The following is a 17,684-nucleotide window of genomic DNA, read 5'->3' as shown; positions in this document are numbered from 1 at the left end:
GCGATGCTATCGAAAGTCGCGGGATTTCACCGATGTTCGTAGATCCATCCGCTGCAGCCGGTCTGCCAGCACCGTCACGACACCGTCCGCGTTCTGGACTCGTCCGCGCACCAGCAGCGCGGGCGCGGTGTGCGCGAGGGTCCGGTATCTCGCCCACAGCCCCACCGAGCACACCACATTCACCATGCCGGTCTCGTCCTCGAGGTTGAGGAAGGTGACGCCGGCCGCGGTTGCGGGACGCTGCCGGTGGGTGACCGCGCCACCGACGAGCACCCGCGTCCCATCCGGGATCTGCAGCAGACGCGACGCGGGGATCACCCCCAGTGCATCGAGCCGGCCGCGCAGGAACTGCGTCGGATAACTGTCCGGTGACACTCCGGTGGCCCACACGTCGGCGGCGGCGAGTTCGACATCGCTCATACCGGGCAGGGCGGGAGCCGAAGCGGACGCGCCGATGCCCGGTAGTCGGCCCGCGCGTTGCGTCGACGCCGGGCCGGCTGCCCACAGCGCTTCTCTCCTGGTGGTACCGAAACCCGCCAGGGCACCGGCCGTCGCGAGGGCTTCGGCCGCAGGCGTGGAAAGTTCGATGCGGGCGGTCAGGTCGAGCAGTGAGAGATACGGACCGTGTGTCTGTCGTTCCTCGATGATGCGTTCGGCGAGGTCGTCGCCGATGTGTCGCACCTCCCCCAGCCCGAGGCGCACCTCCTGACCTCGATTCTCGACGGTGGCGTGGGCGAGGCTCGCGTTGACGTCCGGTCCGTGCACCACGACACCGTGTCGCCGGGCATCGGCCACCAGCGACTGCGGCGAGTAGAAACCCATCGGTTGCGCACGCAACAGGCCCGCGCAGAACGCCGCGGGATGATGCAGTTTGAACCAGGAAGAGTAGAACACCAGCGACGCGAAGCTCTGCGAATGACTTTCGGGGAAACCGAAATTCGCAAAGGCGTACAGCTTCTCGTAGATGCGGTCGGCGACGCCACCGGTGAGGCCGTGCAGTTCGCGCATGCCCCGGTAGAACCGGCCGCGCAGACGTTCCATCTTCTCCGGGGATCTCTTCGATCCCATCGCGCGACGCAGCTGGTCGGCTTCCGCCGCGGTGAATCCGGCGACGTCGACGGCCATCTGCATCAACTGCTCTTGGAACAGCGGGATCCCGAGAGTGCGTTCGAGCGACTGCTCGAGGCACGGATGGTCGTAGACGACGGGCTCGAGGCCGTTGCGCCGACGGATGTACGGGTGCACGGATCCGCCCTGGATGGGTCCCGGGCGGATCAGCGCCACCTCGATGACGAGATCGTAGAAATGCCTCGGTTTCAACCGTGGCAGTGTCGCCATCTGCGCGCGCGACTCCACCTGGAACACGCCGACGGAATCCGCGCGGCGCAGCATCTCGTAGACGGCTTCCTCCGACAGATCGAGCTGCGCGAGATCGACGTGGATGTCTTCGTGTTCGGCGACGAGATCGATCATGTAGTGCAGCGCGGAGAGCATGCCGAGGCCGAGCAGATCGAATTTGACGAGTCCGACGGCGGCGCAGTCGTCCTTGTCCCATTGCAGGACGGTGCGACCGGCCATCCGTGCCCATTCGATGGGGACGACATCGGCGACGGGACGGTCGCAGATCACCATCCCTCCCGAGTGAATTCCGAGATGTCGCGGCAGGCCCTCGATCTGAGCTGCGAGCCGGAGCACCGGTTCCGGGATATCGGTAGTGGTCGCGGTATCGGATCCGGGGCCCACCCCGCCCCAGCGGCTGACCTGCTTGCTCCACGCGTCCTGCTGCCCCTGCGCATAACCGAGTGCGCGCGCCATGTCGCGCACCGCGGACTTACCGCGGTAGGTGATGACATTGGCCACCTGCGCAGCGTGGGTGCGTCCGTATTTCCCGTAGACGTGCTGGATGGCCTCTTCACGGCGGTCGGATTCGATGTCGAGATCGATATCCGGTGGCCCGTCACGCTCCGGCGACAGGAACCTCTCGAACAACAGACCGTTGCCGACGGGATCGACGTTGGTAATGCCGATCGCATAGCACACAGCGGAATTGGCCGCGGATCCTCTTCCTTGACAAAGGATGTCGTTGTTCTTGCAGAACTGCACAATGTCGTGGACGACGAGGAAGTATCCGGGGAAGCCCAGCTGTCCGATGATGGCGAGTTCGTGTTCGATCTGCCGGTAGGCCTCCCGACAGTGCTCCGGTGGTCCGTATCGGCGCAGCGCCCCGTCGTAGGTGAGTTCACTGAGCCACGTCTGCTCGGTGTGTCCGTCGGGTACGTCGAACGGCGGCAGTTTCGGTGCGATGAGGCGAAGGTCGAAGGCGCATTCGCGGCCGAGGTCCGCGGCGGCCTGCACGACGCCGGGAAACGCCTCGGACAGGCGTGCCATCTCCGCACCCGATCGCAGGTGGCCGCCACCGACCGGAGGCAGTCTGCCTGCGGCGGCGTCGAGACTCTGCCGGTCGGAGATTGCAGCCATGGCCATCGCGAGCCGTCGCCGGTTCGGGGCGGCGAAATGCGCAGCCGTGCTCGCCACGCACGAGAGTCCGTATCGCCCGGCGAGTTCCGCGAGAACGGTGTTGCGTTCGTGGTCGTCGGGTAGGCCGTGCCAGGTGAGTTCGACGGTGACGCGCTCGGTTCCGAATCGGTCGACGAGATCGCGCAGTGCGCGGTCGGCGCCGTCGGGCCCGTCCGCGTCGAGGGCCTGACGTACATGTCCCCTGCGGCATCCGGTGAGGATCTGCCAGTGCCCCCCGGCAGCAGCGGTGAGGGCGTCGTAATCGTAGCGGGGTTTGTTCTTCTCGCCTCCGGCCAGGTGCGCGGCGGCGATCTGTCGCGACAGGCGGCGATAGCCTTCCCCACCGCGGGCGAGGACGAGCAGGTGCGCGTCGTCGAGGCTCAGTTCGGCTCCGAAGACAGTACGCATGTCGAGTTCACGTGCGGCCTCTGCGAACCGCACCACACCGTAGAGACCGTCGTGGTCGGTGAGTGCGAGTGCGTCGAGTCCGAGCCGGACGGCCTCCTCGACGAGTTCTTCGGGCGTGGAGGCGCCGTCGAGGAAGCTGTAGGCCGAGTGCGAGTGCAGTTCGGCGTACGGCACCACAGGGCCGTGCGGCAACTGCACCTTCCCCTCGTAGTCGGGGCGGGTGCGCGACCAGGCGGGAGCATCGTTGCCGTCACCGGGATGTTCCGGGGCCGGCCGACCGGACAGAACGCGTTCCAATTCCGACCAGGTCGGCGGACCGTTGTCCCATCCCATGTCCACCTCCGACGTCGCACGCTACACACCATCGTACATACGTTCGAAAAACGGGGAGCGGTGCTCTGATGAACGGCAGAAAACCTCATGCCGGTGGCCGATCGGCATCATCTCCCCCGCCGCCACGGGCAACAGCGCACGGCGGGCCTGCTCGACTGATTCGACGCCTCGATCTCACGACGACCCCGATGGGCACACGTATCGTCGACAGCGGACCGCCACCGAAGGAGCGCCTCGTGTACACCGCCGTGGGAATCGTCGCCGTGCTGCTGCTCGTGTTCGCGATCGACCGTCTCGGCCTGTTCGCCGAACGACGCGGCTGGGTCTATTGGCGTAAACGCAACCGCCCCTCCGGCGCGAGCGCGGGAGTGTTCGGTGAGATGCAATCGCTGATGTCGCCGTCGTACCGGCACGTCGTCGAAGAACAACAGCGACAGCAGATCTCCCGGATCGACCATTCCACGGCAGCTCCCCCACTCGATGTAGACCTCGAGAAGGGGACCGCAATCCTGCGCCACAATTCATGATCGTGGCGCAGGATTCGGCACAGGGTCAGTACCCGGCGTTCGGCTCGACCCGAGCGAGCAACTCTTCGCCCGCAATGAATCGGCGCACGTTCTCTCGCAGCGTCGGCGCGAAGTTCGCGGTGAGGTGACTCCGGGTGTTGGCGATGTGCGGGGTGATCACCACATTGTCGAGATCCCACAGCGGGTGGCCATCGGGCAGGGGCTCCGGATCGGTCACATCGAGCACCGCACCGGCGACCTTCCCCGCCCGCATCGCATCGACGAGCGCGTCCGTGTCGACAAGATTGCCGCGAGCGACGTTGACGAGCCATGCGGTGTCCGGCATCGCTTCGAGCACTGCGGCGTCGACAAGACGATCGGTTTCTCCGGTTGCGGGAGCCGCGATCACGAAATGATCGGCCATGGACCACACTTCGGCGGTGCGAGTCGACGGCAACGTGCTCTTCGCTCCGTCGACCGGACGGCCTGAGCGGTTGACGGCCACCACTTCCACACCGAGAGCGTGCAGCCGCGGGATCATGGCCCGGCCGATCCCACCGCATCCGACGATCGCCACGGTCGATCCGTGGAGTGTCCGCACCCGCGGGTCGATCTCGTCCTTCTGCCAGGTCGTTGCGGCCAGTGACGAGTGGAACTGGCGCAGTCCCACGAGCAGACCCGCGACTGCATATTCGGCGACATTGTCGGCATACACACCAGAGGCATTCGCCCAGATGCGCCGGTCGTCGATGAGCCTCGCCCGGAAGAACGGCTCGATACCCGCGTAGGTGAGCTGTACCCAACGGATGTGGTCGGGCAGGTCTTTCGGGAAATCGTCGGGACCGCCGTCCCACACGAGGGCATCCGCGTCGTCGAGTTCGGCGAGTGTCCCCCCGCCCTCGACGATCGCAGTAGCGAGATGGTCGTCGTGCCCGGGTCCGAGATGAATGCGCATGGATCGAGATTAGTGGCTTGCTGACCCACGTGAGCGGCAACCTCGAAAGAAGTCGAATAAATGTTCGGCTTCTCTTGTTATTCGCAATTCTGTTCGATAATATCTGATCATGGGTGGGGAACTCTGGAAACTCAACGACACACAACTCATGGCCGAGACACTCGCCGTCTCCGCCGAGATCCACACCCTCCAGGTACAACGGGTAGACCTGATGATCGCGATGTTCGAACGCGACACCGTCACAGACCGCGGCTACCGCAGCCCCGCACACTGGCTCGCCGCCGCAACCAACCTCGAAATCGGTCAATGCCACCGCATCGAGACACTCGCCCGCCTGCTGCGGCTCGAACCGGAAGTCCGCACAGCCTATTCATCCGGCCTGCTCGACGCGGACAAAGCCCGCCGGATCGCCTACTTCTGCCAGCACTACCCCCGCACCATGAACCCCTGCGACTTCGACAAAGCCCGCACCATCCTCATCGACCACGCCAGCGAGAAGGTCGCCACCAAAACCACCGTCCGAGCCCTGATCCGCCGACTCGAACACCTCTACAGCACCGACGACGGACCACCACCCGGTGAAGACACCACCCGCAACGAACTGTTCGTCTCCACCACTCTGCACGGGCGAGTGGCGATCAAAGGAGAATTCGACGCCGTCACCGGCGCACGCCTGCGGCATCTGCTTTCCCCGCTGGCGGCACCGAGGCCCGAGGTGGGTGGTGTCAAAGACGATCGGCCGGCCTCGCGGCGCAACGCCGACGCCTTCGATCAGCTTCTGCAGTGCGTCGAAGCCGCCGGTCTCGTCCCCGTCGAAGGCGGTGTGAAACCGCATGTGACGGTCACCGCGTCGATCACAGATCTGACCGAGAACACCGCGATCAAAGAACTCTTCGCGAACAGCCCCGAGGAGGGGTACGCGACCGAGTCGTGGGCCGGGCCGCTGTCGCTCGATGCCGCGCGGATGCTCGCGTGTGATTGCCAGGTCACCAGGATCCTGCTCGACGAACACGGCGTGCCGCTGGCGCACGGGCGGACGTACCGGACTGCGACGACGGCGCAACGTCGAGCGTTGACTGTGCGGGACGGCGGATGCGCGTTCCCCTACTGTTCGACACCACCAGCGTGGGCAGACGCGCATCATGTGCGGCATTGGGTCGACGGCGGTGACACCGACCTCGACAACCTCGTGATGTTGTGCGGACATCATCATCGGTTGATGCATCACACCGACTGGGAAGTCGAGTTGACCGAACATCTTCGGCCGCAGTTCATTCCGCCCGCGAGCGTCGACTTGTTCAGTACGCCGATACCCGGGAACAGGCCGGATCTGGTCTCCTGACCCACGTAGAGAGAACACAGTCAGCGTTACCAGGGCACCCGTGTGCCCTGGTAACGCTGTAGTGGTTCTCCCCCATCCGGAAATCAGGTTCCACACCTGATGTGTACACACTGGCCGACGACCAGGATCGAACATGTGAAATTACTCGGGCGGATCGTGGCGACCGTGTTCGCCATCGGCGCGACGCTGATTCTCGGCGTGGCAGGCGCCGGACTCTACTTCTGGAACACAACCGCGATCGACACGACGGGCCAGGTGACATTCGACCGGTCGTTGCAGATTCCACCACTCGCCGAGAGCACGGTCGCCGAAGACGGAACCAGGGTGTTCGACCTGACGATGCAACGGGGCACCAGCGACCTCGGACACGGGCCCGATACGCAGACCTGGGGTGTGAACGGCGACTATCTCGGCCCGACTCTGCGGGCAACACGCGGCGAGAACGTCCGGGTGAATGTGAGAAACGAGGTCGGCGAGACGAGCACGCTGCACTGGCACGGGATGCACCTTCCCGCCGCGATGGACGGTGGTCCTCACCAGAGCGTCGAACCCGGCGCCACATGGTCTCCGCAGTGGACGATCGACCAGCCCGCCGCCACGCTCTGGTACCACCCGCACCTTCACGGCTCCACCGCATCGCACGTATACCGTGGGCTCGCGGGACTGTTCCTACTCGATGAGCGGGACGACCCCGAACTCCCCGACGAGTACGGAGTCGACGACGTCCCGGTCATTGTGCAGGACAAGAAGTTCGACGGCACACAGCTCGACGAGGACGGCGCGATTTTCGCCAACGTCGGGATCCTCGGCGACGAGATTCTCGTCAACGGCACTCCCGGCGCGTTCCTGGACGTGACCACCGAACGCGTCCGGCTGCGCCTGCTCAACGCGTCGAACGCACGAATCTACAACTTCTCGTTCGACACCGGTCTGCCGTTCGATCTGATCGGTACCGACGGCGGGCTGCTGGAATCCCCCGTCGCGCTCCGCAGCCTCCAGCTCTCGCCCGGCGAACGAGCGGAGATCGTGGTCGAGGCGCCGGCAGGAACCCGGAATGTGCTCCGCAGCACCCCTCCCGATCTGCGCGCCGATTTCTGGCAGACCCGATTCTCGGGCGGCGACGACAGCGTCGACGTTCTCGAACTCCGGGCCGCCGACACTCTCGAATCGAACGAACCGGTCCCGGCACGGCTGGCGACGCTGGAGGATCTCGGCGAACCGACCGTCACTCGCACTTTCGACCTCACGAGCTCGACCGAGATCAACAACCGCGCGATGGACATGAATCGGATCGACGAGGTCGTCGTCGCCGGCACCACCGAACTGTGGGAAGTCACCAACATCAGCGGGGTGGTCCACAACTTCCACGTCCACGACGTGCAGTTCCAGGTCGTCGAGGCGACCGGTATGCCTACCGACCATCCGACGCTGACCGGCCGGAAGGACACCGTCTACGTACCGCCCGGCGCCACGGTGCGACTGCTCATGCGATTCGATGACCACACCGACCCCAACGTTCCGTACATGTACCACTGTCATCTGCTCCGTCACGAGGACGACGGCATGATGGGTCAGTTCGTGGTCGTCGGTGCCGAGGAAGTCGATCAGGTGGGCGTCCTGTCCGTCCACTCGGCCCACAGCGGCGACGGCCACAGCGGAGAGGGCCACACCGGGTAGTCGGGTGTGCGCCTCGTCGCACGACTCGGCGCACGGAATAGATCCTCGTGCGACCGCGTTGACCCATTCGGATCGGCGCGTCGCGTACGCCCCGGAGCCAATATGAATTGCCTTCGTGGAATACCGTCCGGCTGGAACCACGTTGCGCCCCGTGCCGTGAGGCATCCGGCGCGTCGGTCCACCTTTCGTCCCGCCGGCCCCGCTTCCCGCCCCACCGAGGATCACCCGGGTCCTGCTCGCGATTACAGTTGCCGTTCGGCAACATCGAGCAGACCGGGAGTACGAATGAATCGTTGGGCCGAGATCGTCGTGACGAGAAGCCGGTGGGTCCTCGCCCTCGTCCTGCTCGTCGTTCTCGTTGCAGGAGCATGGGGCATCGGCGTCTTCGGCAAGCTGTCCAGCGCCGGCTACTACGTCGCCGACAGCGAAGCCATGCAGGCCCAGCAGATCATCTACGACACATTCGGGTCGCAGACAGCCGACATCATCGCGATGTACACCGCGCCCGAGGGCAGCAACGTCGACGACATCCGGCCCGACATCGAGCAGACACTCGCCGCGTTCGACGAGCAGTACCCGTCCGAGGCCATCACGACCTACTGGACGGCACCTCCACCGACGGATCAGCTGTTGCTCTCGACAGACGGGCAAAGCGTGGCGGCAACCATCACGCTCGGCACGAACTCGGGCGTGACGTCGGCAGACTTCCGGTCGGCCCTCGACAAACTCGAGGTACCGGGGGTCGAGTCGCAGTTCGCGGGCAACACCGTCGTTTCCATCGACTTCACCCACACTCTCGAGAGGGATCTCGTCAAGGCCGAGGCGATCGCGATTCCGATCACGCTCATCCTGCTCGTCTTCATCTTCGGCGGTGTCGTGGCTGCGGCCGTCCCCGTCTTCGTCGGGGTGCTCGCCATCTTCTCTTCTCTCGCGACGCTGCGTCTGCTGTCGACGGTCACCGAGGTGTCGTCGTACGCGCTCAACATCACGTCGCTGATCGGTCTGGGTCTGGCGATCGACTACGGCCTGTTCATCGTCAGCCGATACCGCGAGGAACTCGCATCCGGATCGGACCCTGCCGCCGCGACGAAACGAACGATGCTGACCGCGGGCCGCACCGTGATGTTCTCGGCGGCTCTGCTCATCTGCGCGTTCGCCGGCATGCTCGTGTTCCCGCAGGCGGTGCTCCGGTCGCTCGGTCTCGGAGCGATGGCCTCGGTGTTCAGTGCGGCCGTCCTGTCGCTGACGGCGGTGCCGGCCGTGTTGGCGCTCCTCGGGCACCGCATCAACGCGTGGACCTGGGACCGCGAAGCCTCGACGCGCAGCGAGGCTCGGGCACGCAAGTTCTGGGGCGGTGTCGTACGCAAGGTCATGAAGCGACCCGCCGTCATCGCGATCGCCATCACCGCGGGCCTGTTGTTCCTCGCCACCCCGGTCTTCCAGGCCCAGTTCGGCGAAGTCGAGTACACCGCGTTGCCCGAGAACAGTGCCGCGCGCGCAGCGACCCAGACGCTTCTCGATGAATTCCCGAGCACGGGCAACGGCCCGACGCTCGTGCTGCGCGACGAAGGCGGACAGACCACCGACTCCGATGCCATCCGTGCAGTGTCGCGTGAGGTCGCCGGCATCGACGGGATCTCACAGGTCGTCACTGTCGGACAGCAGGACGACGTTGCCGTGGTGCAGGCCGTCTACGCGCAGGGTGTGGACGGTACCGACCGGGCCGGTGAGATAACCGACGAACTGCGGACGATCCCCGTCCCGGACGGCACGGAACTGCTCGTCGGCGGCGGCCGGGCACTCGTCGACGACGCCAATACGGCAGTCTCCGATGCACTGCCGTGGATGGTCCTGATCATGGTTGTCTCGACCCTGATCCTGCTGTTCCTCGCATTCGGGTCGGTGGTGCTGCCGATCAAGGCGGTGCTGATGGCAGGCCTGAGTCTCGCCGCGACCTTCGGGGTGCTCACCTGGGTGTTCCAACTCGGGCACGGGGCCTCACTGATCGGTGTGGTGCCCAACGAACTGGAACCGACATTCGTCGTGCTGATACTCGCCGTGGTGTTCGGTCTGTCCACCGATTACGAGGTGTTCCTGATGTCGCGCATGGTCGAAGCGCGCGCGGCGGGAGCGACGACGGAAGAAGCGGTCGAGTACGGCATCGCGCGCACCGGACGTGTGGTCACGTCCGCGGCCTTGCTGCTGATCGTGGTGACAGGCGCGTTCACCATCTCAGGTTTGTCGATCATGCGATTCCTCGGTGTCGGCATGATCATCGCCCTGGTCATCGATGCGACCGTCGTGCGCATGCTGTTGGTGCCGTCGCTGATCAAACTGATGGGCGAAGCAAACTGGTGGGCTCCGCAGTGGATGAAGAGGATCCACGAGAAGGTCGGGCTCGGTCACTGACCACCCGTCACTGCAGGCGACCCGTCACTGCAGCGGGTAGTCGGGCACGCTCTCGTCGGTGGCGAACAGATCGGTCACGCGCATCATGGTGTGAAAGAGCGTCCGGTTGGCGAAGGTGAGATCGCGTAGGCGAATCCGCAGCCGGGAGGGCGGGGCCAGGAACGGGCCGGCACCACCGCGACGCGCGACCGTGGTCAGTGACCGCATCCGCTCGTCGTACCCGGCGAATGCCGCCACGTGGTCGCCGCGCGCAGCGACGAGTTCACCGGCCAGGACGTAGGCACCGACCATCGCGAGTCCGGTTCCGAATCCGCCGAGCGTGTTGGCGTACCCGGAGTCGCCGACGAGCGCGACACGGCTACGAGTGAACGAGGTCATCGTGCTGCGGGCCAGTTCGTCGAGATAGAAGTCGTCTGCGGCGAAGGCGGCGTCGAGCATGGCAGGTACCCGCCAGCCGGCACCCCGGAAGTGTCGGGCAAGGAACTCCTTCTGCGTGCGCACGTCGCCCCGGTCGTAGCCCGGCACGTCCGGATCGGTGCGGAAGACGAACATCTGCGAGGCTTTCGGTCCGCCGAGCGTCGCGAACCTGCTGGGTTCGTTGTAGCCGTATCCGACGGCGCGTCCGTCAGGCAGCAGGGTGACGAGATCGTCCGTCGACATGTCTCCGTTGACGACGGCGTAGTGATAACCGAGCCGGCGCAGGTGGTCGGTCTCCGGTCCGAAAGCCAGGGCTCGAACGGCGGAGTGGATTCCGTCGGCGCCGACGACCAGGTCGAAACGGTCGTCGCGGCCGTGCGCAAACGAGACCGCGACCCCGCCAGCGTGCTCGGTCAATGCGACGATCTCGTCGTCGAGGACAAATCCGGCCTGCTGTGCGGCGTGCTCGTGGAGCAGTGAGGCGAGGTCGCCGCGAAGGATCTCGACGTCGCCGCCGATGAACTCGCCGGGCATCACCGCCTTGATGCGCCCGTCGGCATCGACCAACCGGATGTCGGTCTTCGGCGTCTGCGCGGCCCGCACTGCGTCCATGACGCCCATCCGCTCGAGTACCCGGCGATGGGTGCGCCCCTTGAAGTCGACCGCCTGCCCGCCGGGCCGCACGGCCGGCGCCCGTTCGACAACGGTGACCTCGTATCCGTTGCGTCCGAGCAACAGTGCCAGCGCCGGTCCGGCGATGCTCGCTCCCGAGATCAGTACCTTGCGTGAAGACATGACACCCCTTAATTGCGTCCATTAGACGCTTTTAAAAGTAGCGTACGGTAGACGCAGTTTCAAGGCTCGACGGGAGGAACCATGTCCGAGGCAGCGCCCGAGCCAGGGAGTGCGCCGTCCCTGACGGAGGCCCTCTGGCCCGACCCTCCGCGCACCAAACGCGGCCCGAAACCCCGCCTGACCCGCGACGAGATCGTCTCCGCCGCAGCCGCGACCGCCGACACCGACGGCATCGATGCCGTCACGATGCAGCGGGTCGCCGACGTACTCGGCGTCGCGAAGATGAGCCTGTACCGGTACGTACCGGGCAAGACCGAACTCGTCGCACTCGCCCTCGACCACGCCCTCGGCAACCCGCCCGCACTTCGATCCGGCCCATGGCGTGACAGACTGCGCGGGTGGGCGATCGAGCTGCACCGACGTATGAGCGCCCATCCGTGGTCGCTCGACATCACCGTCGGCACGCGCATACCCGGTCCACACGAACTCGCCTGGTTCGAGGAAGGACTCCTGGCGCTGCGGGAAACACCGCTGGACGGGTCTCAACGCCTCGACGTCCTCGCCATGCTCACCTTCCACGTACGTGGAAGCGCACAGCAGAAATCAGGTAGCGATCGACCCGAGGCCGAACTCGCCGAACTTCTCGGACCCATACTCGCCACCCACAGCGACCGGTTTCCCGAGACGGCGGCGGCGTTCGCGGATCGCGTCGATGGGGCGCGGCGCGACGATGCATTCTCGTTCGGTCTCGACCGGATCCTCGACGGCGTCGCGACACTGACCGCAGAGTGACCCGCTCTCGATAGCGTTACAGGGCAGTTACTTTCGTGGCGATCACCGGACGCACGGGTTTGGGCGTGGCCCCGCAACTCGCGGGTCGCGCGGCGAGCTCCCGGGTCTCGACATCGACCCTCCAGGCCCGACCGTCGCGGTGTCGTACCAGCGGCTCCGCTCCGGTCTCGTCGACGGTGAAGGCATCCATCGAGTGGTCTCCGACAATGTCACGGACCGCGAGTTCGGCAACCTGACCCGCCGCTCCCCACGTGCTGCGGCCACGCGCGCCGGGCACATAGACCTCACCGCGTGCCGCCGCGCGCACCGCCTCGGCGCTCTGAGTGGCGTCGAGGCGACCGTACGAATATCCGGTGGGTAGCACGATCATCGACGGGGCGAATCGGTGCCCTCCGGTGTGAGAGCACTCCCATACCGAGTCCGAAACATGGGTCTCGGTGCTTCCGAGGGTGAATTCCGCCTGTAGCGCCGCCGCAATCGGGCGCCCGAGGACGGCACAGCACTGGTCGCGCTTGCCGTGCGCACAGACGAGCACAGTCGGGCCCGACACCGCCTCCCCCAGCCCCGGAGAAGGTCCGGCGACCACGCGCGGCACGATATCGAGCAGCTCCGCCGGATCGGTGACCTCGAGACGTTCGCACCACGCGTTACCAGGTTCGGTGCGAGCGAGGAGCACGGTCTTCGACGGACGCGGGACGTCGCGGCCCGGACGTCGGATGAACATGATCCGTACCCCGGCCGCATCCGCGCGGGCCGAGAGCTCACTCGACAACTCTGCACCGAGCGCAGTGCCGTCGAGTACGTCGCGGCCCCACGCCGACGGGAACTCCAAACATACGTAGCCGGGAGCTGTCGCGGTGGTGCCGGGCAGCGGTTCGTCGACGGCGGACAGGGCAGAGCAGGTGGGGGCAGCGGTGGTCACGTCGTTATTGTGTCCCGCCTGCACATCCGAAGAAAGTCGGGCGGCGACGGTGTCAGCGGTTGCGCCGCAGTCGCCTGACCCCCGCCTGTGTCCAGACTCTGAGGAAGCCCTGGGACAGATAGGCGAGGCAGCCGACTGCGAGCGTCCACTTGGTGACGCTGATCGTGGATGCGGCGCGCACCGTGTCGTCGGTGATCTTGTCGCGGTGGTCGAGCAGGTACAGGCCGGCGACGTTCTCCGCGTAGTCGCCCGCCGCGGCGATCACGGGTGCGGTGAGCAGGATTCTGCGCACACCCGGCGACAGCGACCGATGGTGGTCGAGTGCGCGCGCACCGGCCCGCAACGCCACCGCGAAGGTCAGCGGGTGGAACATGTCCCAGTAGTAGTGCTCTCGGTAACGGGTAATCTCACCGGGTCCGAGATTGTCGAGGATCTTCCGGTACTTCGACGCCGAGAACGTCGTCTGAACCATCCCGACGGTCAGCGCGGTGGAACCGAGGACGCGGGCGATGTTCGCCTGCGAGACGACGAACAGTGCGGATGTAGCGAGAAGCTTCCGGTCGGGCGAGGACAAGGCCATGCCCCGATCGTAGGCCAGGTTCGACAAGCTCAGTCGGCGAGGAAGGGCATCACCGCTGCCGCGAATTCCTCCGACCGATCGCGATGAATGCTGTGTCCGCACGGAATCTCCCGCACCGCACCGTCCGGAAGCAGCGACAGCGCGACGGTGAGCAGTCGCGGATCGACCATGCTTCCGCGGCGCACCCCGCGCAGCAGCATCGTCGGACACTCCAGCGACGGAAGTTGCTGCCACCACACCGGATTCGGGGTGTGGAACTCGGATACCACTGCCTCGGTCATCGATCGGTCGAACGAGAACACCGCCCGCGGGTTGAGCACCATACTGGTCGCGGCGTGCCACAGTTCCGCTGGAGTGGGCCGGTGCGCAGGAATCTCGGGAACCGGATCCCCCTCACGCAACGGTAGCGGCGTCTCCTCCAGGACAAGCCGTCTCACCAATCCGGGCCGCTGCTGCGCCACCAGCGACCCGGTGTGTCCACCGAGGGAGTGACCCACCAGGTCCACCGTGTCGAAACCAAGGTGTTCACACAGCCCCGCGACATCGGCGGCGAACTCCGAGAACCGGTACGACGACGCGCGGGCGCTGCGGCCGTGCCCGCGCAGATCGACTGCGACGACCCTGCGGCCGGCGGCAGTGAGCCGCCGCGCAAACCTGGCCCATGTGCGCCCGTCACCGCCCATACCGTGCACCAGTACAACCGGAACGCCCCCGCCGTCTCCGTGAGGTGCCGAATCCCGGTAGGCGATCGCGACACCGTTCGGCGTCGCCGTGAACGCAGAAGTTTCCACGGCGAACCAGCCTAGTCGCCAGGTGATACCGGCCGCCGTAAGGAAGGTGTGGCGCCGAAAGTTAACTTAGCCTAAGCTGCGCTACCGCAGCGCCTGCTGTGACTTTCGACCTCACTCGATGAAGACTTCGTCCCCTGGGGGTGGGTCGCTGTCGACCAACGGATGGGATCCGATGACAACAAGACTCGAACACTACACTCCCTGGGCCGTGGCCGCTTTCCGCATCGTGGTGGGCTTTCTGTTCATGTGCCACGGAACGTCCACCCTGTTCGCGTGGCCGGTCGAGCCCTTCAGCGGCCAGACGGCATCGTTCGGCGCGTGGCCGTCGTGGTGGTCGGGAATCATCGAACTGGTCGTGGGAGTTCTGATCATCACCGGAGTCGGCACGCGGATCGCGGCGTTCATCGGATCGGGCACCATGGCGGTGGCGTACTTCTGGAAACATCAGCCCGACGGATTCCTGCCCATTCAGAACGACGGCGACTCGTCCGTCCTGCTCTGCTGGGCACTGCTTCTACTGGTCTTCGTCGGCCCGGGCCGAGCGGCACTCGGCAAGGTCCTCACCCGGCAGCCCGGCCGAGGTGGCGGGGAGTCCGCCGACCACACCGCTCCTGATCTGTCACCGCCCCTGATCAGTCACCGCCCCTGATCAGTCACCGCCCCTGATCAGTCGTAGACACCCTCAACCCGCCAACCATCGGCTCCGTGGACGATCAGCAGGGCCCGCCCTCCGTCGAGCAGCACCTGTAGTCGCGCGATGTCGCGGGCGACTTCGGAATCCCACCAGTATTCGTCCACCGGCCAGGGTCCCGCCCATCCGGTCACCTGCCAGCTGCGACTTCCCCATCGCAGCTGCGTCGGCCGACCGCTGAGCAGGCCCCGCTCGGTGATTGTCACTTCCTCACCCACGTCGTCGTCCACCGCAATCGGCGGTGGCACGTGCAGCACCATGGCCGGAGCCGGTGGCGGTAGTCGTCCCGGCCAGGGCGCATCCGGGTCCGACCGCGGCACCGCCTCCTCCCCCACCGGTACGAGCGTGATCCGTTCGGCGGGTCCGCGCCCACCGCTGAGCACTCCCACTCTGACCGCGTCACCCCCGAGCAGACCCTGCACCCGGACCAGCGCCCGTCGTGCCCGTTCGTCCTCGTCGCCGACGCCGCCCCACAGACCCAACTGCAAGGCACCGGAGTTCACCACCTCCACGGGCTCGAGACGCAGCATGGTGACCCCGGCGGTGGGACGGTCGGCGCTGCGCCCGGTGAGCCAGCCGTCGAGTTGCCAACGCACTCTGTCGGCGGTCCCCTCGGGGGTCAGCGGTTCGGCACAGCGCCACGTCCGAGCCAGTTCCTCCCCGTTGTCGGTGCGGGCAGAGACGAGCAACCGTGTGCACGCCACTCCGGCCGCGCCGAGGCGGGTATGCAACAGTTCGGCAAGCATCCGGCCGATGAACGCCGCCGTGTCCACTCGCTCGACCGGAGGGTCGCACGGGTGTGCCACGGTGAGATCGGGGGGAACCGCACGCCCCGACGGCGGGCGTTCGGGTAGCCCGCGTGCACTCCGGTGCGCCGCCACCGCATCGGCACCGAACCTCGATGCCACATCGGAAACGGACAGCGCCGCAAAGGCACCGATCGTGCGCACCCCGAGCCTACGAAGCAGATCCACAACGTCGGCTCGCTCCGGAGCGGCCAGCGCCGACTCCACCGACAACTGTGATATCGGCAGCGGAGCGAGGAACTCGGGGCCGGCTCCGCTCGGCACCAACGCGGCCCGACGCGCGGCGAGCACCGCGGTGGACAGTTCGTCGGCGACACCCACCTGACATTCCACACCGACGGACGCGACCTCGTCGACGAGACGTTCGGCGGCGGCCTCCTCTGACCCGAACCATCGCACGACGCCGCGCGCCGCGAGAACCACGAGGCCCGGACGCAACACCTCGACGCCGGGGGCGGCCTCATCGATCGCCGCGACCACGGGTTCGAAGAGTCGCGCATCCCGATCCGGATCATTCTGCGCCACATGAAGTTCGGGGCATCTCCCTTGAGCTTCGCGACGCACCGAGCCGCGTACGACACCGGCTGCCCGGGCGGACGCCGAACATGCGACCACCCGATTCGCGGACACCACGGCAATCGGTATGGTGGCGGGAAGGTCCGCTGCCGCAGCCGCGGCCACCGCGGGCCAGTCCGGGCACCACACCGCCACGACACGCGACGTCGACCGGTCATCTCGGGTCACCGAGCCACCTCGAGGTTCGAGGCAGCATCGGTGCTCGAAACAGCAATGTTCGATACGGCGTCCGCTCGCCGTCGCTCACCGGATGCCCACCGCACACCGCCGGGTTCGGCACAGACATCGATGCGCGCGGTCCGAGGAACGGCCGCGCGTCCAAGGGCCCGCACCGACAGTCTGGTACCGCACAGCCGCGCACGGCCGGGCCCGGTCAACCCCTCGTAACCGCTCACCTGCGCCTCGAGACGTACCTGCGCGCCGTTCCAGTGCCCGTCGGTGACCACCAGAACCGCCCCCTTGCTCCGCACACGAGCAGCGACCACGCGGGCCCGAGCCGGCGGAACCGACATTCCTCCCAAACCGAGTACCACCAGGTCCAGCCCGTCCAGCAGTACCGCCGCAACCTCCACAGGGTCGGATCCCGGGTCGGGGATCACCGCAACCCGGCTCAGCCGGGCCCCCATCTCCGCCGCCGCGAGCAACCCGAGCCTTCGCTGGCCGATGACGGCGGCGTGCCCACCCGCCGCGGTCACCGCCGCTACCATGCCCAGCAATAACGATGCCGACCCCGATACCGACACCACGGTGCCGCGGACCAGCCCTCCTCTCGGAAGTAGTTCGGTGAGGGGTTCCGGCACCGGAAGCAACCGCTCGACCGGACTGTGCGCCGGAGTGGGCGCGGAGGCTTCCCCTTTTGTCGGAACCGCGGAGATCCGACGTCTCAACGCCTCGATCCGCTCCGCTCGACTCTGCTCTCCACTGCCGTCGACCGCATCTTCACCGATCGGAAATTCGGCCACTTCACCCACATGCACCCCTGTCATCCGCCTGTCGCATTCGCTCACGACCTGCCGACCACGGGGAAGACGTGGCCCAGCCCGAATTGAATTCGAACGTATTTTCGAACCCCTCCAGTAGACCCGATACCGGCACCTGCGTCAAGTGATCACCCACACCTCGATCCGTCGACCTGCCGAGGTATCCGCCCGGATCGATTACCCTCGT

Annotated in this window: 14 protein-coding genes; 6 read left to right on the top strand and 8 right to left on the bottom strand. The window is 66.4% G+C overall.

Annotated features, from left to right (window positions below):
• Positions 1-6: 6 nt before the first annotated feature.
• A complete protein-coding gene (locus tag Q7514_RS07755; protein WP_330132686.1) occupies positions 7-3,258 on the bottom strand; it encodes an error-prone DNA polymerase in 3,252 nt (1,083 codons plus the stop codon).
• 188 nt (positions 3,259-3,446) lie between these two features.
• Here Q7514_RS07755 and Q7514_RS07750 point away from each other — a divergent pair, with 188 nt between their 5' ends.
• On the top strand, positions 3,447-3,785 hold the full coding sequence (locus Q7514_RS07750) for a DUF6191 domain-containing protein (protein WP_330132685.1): 339 nt from the start codon (positions 3,447-3,449) through the stop codon (positions 3,783-3,785).
• 25 nt (positions 3,786-3,810) lie between these two features.
• Here Q7514_RS07750 and Q7514_RS07745 read toward each other — a convergent pair whose 3' ends face one another.
• Positions 3,811-4,719 (bottom strand): D-isomer specific 2-hydroxyacid dehydrogenase family protein, encoded by a 909-nt coding sequence (locus Q7514_RS07745; RefSeq protein WP_330132684.1) that lies wholly within the window; start codon positions 4,717-4,719, stop codon positions 3,811-3,813.
• A 109-nt stretch (positions 4,720-4,828) separates the two neighbouring features.
• On the opposite strand from Q7514_RS07745, the gene Q7514_RS07740 reads away from it, so the two are divergent.
• The 3 genes from Q7514_RS07740 to Q7514_RS07730 all read left to right on the top strand — a co-directional run bounded on the left by Q7514_RS07740 (position 4,829) and on the right by Q7514_RS07730 (position 10,147).
• Positions 4,829-6,061 carry an HNH endonuclease signature motif containing protein gene (locus tag Q7514_RS07740; RefSeq protein ID WP_330132683.1) on the top strand — a complete coding sequence of 411 codons (1,233 nt, stop codon included), beginning with the start codon at positions 4,829-4,831 and terminating at the stop codon, positions 6,059-6,061.
• 99 nt (positions 6,062-6,160) lie between these two features.
• The gene (locus tag Q7514_RS07735) at positions 6,161-7,738 is read left to right on the top strand and encodes a multicopper oxidase family protein (RefSeq protein ID WP_330132682.1); all 1,578 of its coding nucleotides are present in this window, start codon (positions 6,161-6,163) and stop codon (positions 7,736-7,738) included.
• A gap of 285 nt (positions 7,739-8,023) precedes the next feature.
• Positions 8,024-10,147, top strand: a complete 2,124-nt coding sequence (locus tag Q7514_RS07730; RefSeq protein ID WP_330132681.1) for an MMPL family transporter — start codon at positions 8,024-8,026, stop codon at positions 10,145-10,147.
• A 24-nt stretch (positions 10,148-10,171) separates the two neighbouring features.
• On the opposite strand, the gene Q7514_RS07725 is transcribed toward Q7514_RS07730, so the two are convergent.
• Positions 10,172-11,359 (bottom strand): FAD-dependent monooxygenase, encoded by a 1,188-nt coding sequence (locus Q7514_RS07725; protein ID WP_330132680.1) that lies wholly within the window; start codon positions 11,357-11,359, stop codon positions 10,172-10,174.
• A gap of 81 nt (positions 11,360-11,440) precedes the next feature.
• Between Q7514_RS07725 and Q7514_RS07720 the strand changes: the two genes are divergently transcribed.
• Positions 11,441-12,151 (top strand): TetR/AcrR family transcriptional regulator, encoded by a 711-nt coding sequence (locus Q7514_RS07720; RefSeq protein ID WP_330132679.1) that lies wholly within the window; start codon positions 11,441-11,443, stop codon positions 12,149-12,151.
• 16 nt (positions 12,152-12,167) lie between these two features.
• Here the strand turns inward: Q7514_RS07720 and Q7514_RS07715 are convergent, their stop codons facing one another.
• The 3 genes from Q7514_RS07715 to Q7514_RS07705 are packed head-to-tail and all read right to left on the bottom strand — an operon-like array spanning position 12,168 to position 14,444.
• A complete protein-coding gene (locus Q7514_RS07715) occupies positions 12,168-13,073 on the bottom strand; it encodes a sucrase ferredoxin (protein WP_330132678.1) in 906 nt (301 codons plus the stop codon).
• 52 nt (positions 13,074-13,125) lie between these two features.
• Positions 13,126-13,653 (bottom strand): hypothetical protein, encoded by a 528-nt coding sequence (locus Q7514_RS07710; RefSeq protein WP_330132677.1) that lies wholly within the window; start codon positions 13,651-13,653, stop codon positions 13,126-13,128.
• Positions 13,654-13,682: 29 nt separating this feature from the next.
• Positions 13,683-14,444, bottom strand: coding sequence for an alpha/beta fold hydrolase (locus Q7514_RS07705; protein ID WP_330132676.1), 762 nt, complete (start codon positions 14,442-14,444; stop codon positions 13,683-13,685).
• 172 nt (positions 14,445-14,616) lie between these two features.
• Between Q7514_RS07705 and Q7514_RS07700 the strand changes: the two genes are divergently transcribed.
• Positions 14,617-15,093 (top strand): DoxX family protein, encoded by a 477-nt coding sequence (locus Q7514_RS07700; RefSeq protein WP_330132675.1) that lies wholly within the window; start codon positions 14,617-14,619, stop codon positions 15,091-15,093.
• A gap of 17 nt (positions 15,094-15,110) precedes the next feature.
• Here the strand turns inward: Q7514_RS07700 and Q7514_RS07695 are convergent, their stop codons facing one another.
• The gene (locus Q7514_RS07695) at positions 15,111-16,685 is read right to left on the bottom strand and encodes a DNA polymerase Y family protein (RefSeq protein ID WP_330132674.1); all 1,575 of its coding nucleotides are present in this window, start codon (positions 16,683-16,685) and stop codon (positions 15,111-15,113) included.
• Entirely contained in the window at positions 16,682-17,488 is an 807-nt protein-coding gene (locus tag Q7514_RS07690) for a hypothetical protein (protein WP_330133075.1), read from the bottom strand. The genes Q7514_RS07695 and Q7514_RS07690 overlap by 4 nt, the downstream gene beginning before the upstream one ends.
• Positions 17,489-17,684: the final 196 nt, after the last annotated feature.

This window comes from Rhodococcus artemisiae, from assembly GCF_036327795.1.
Lineage (GTDB): Bacteria > Actinomycetota > Actinomycetes > Mycobacteriales > Mycobacteriaceae > Rhodococcus > Rhodococcus artemisiae.
Note: the sequence above shows the minus strand (reverse complement) of the source record. Positions and strands in the feature narration are given on the sequence as shown.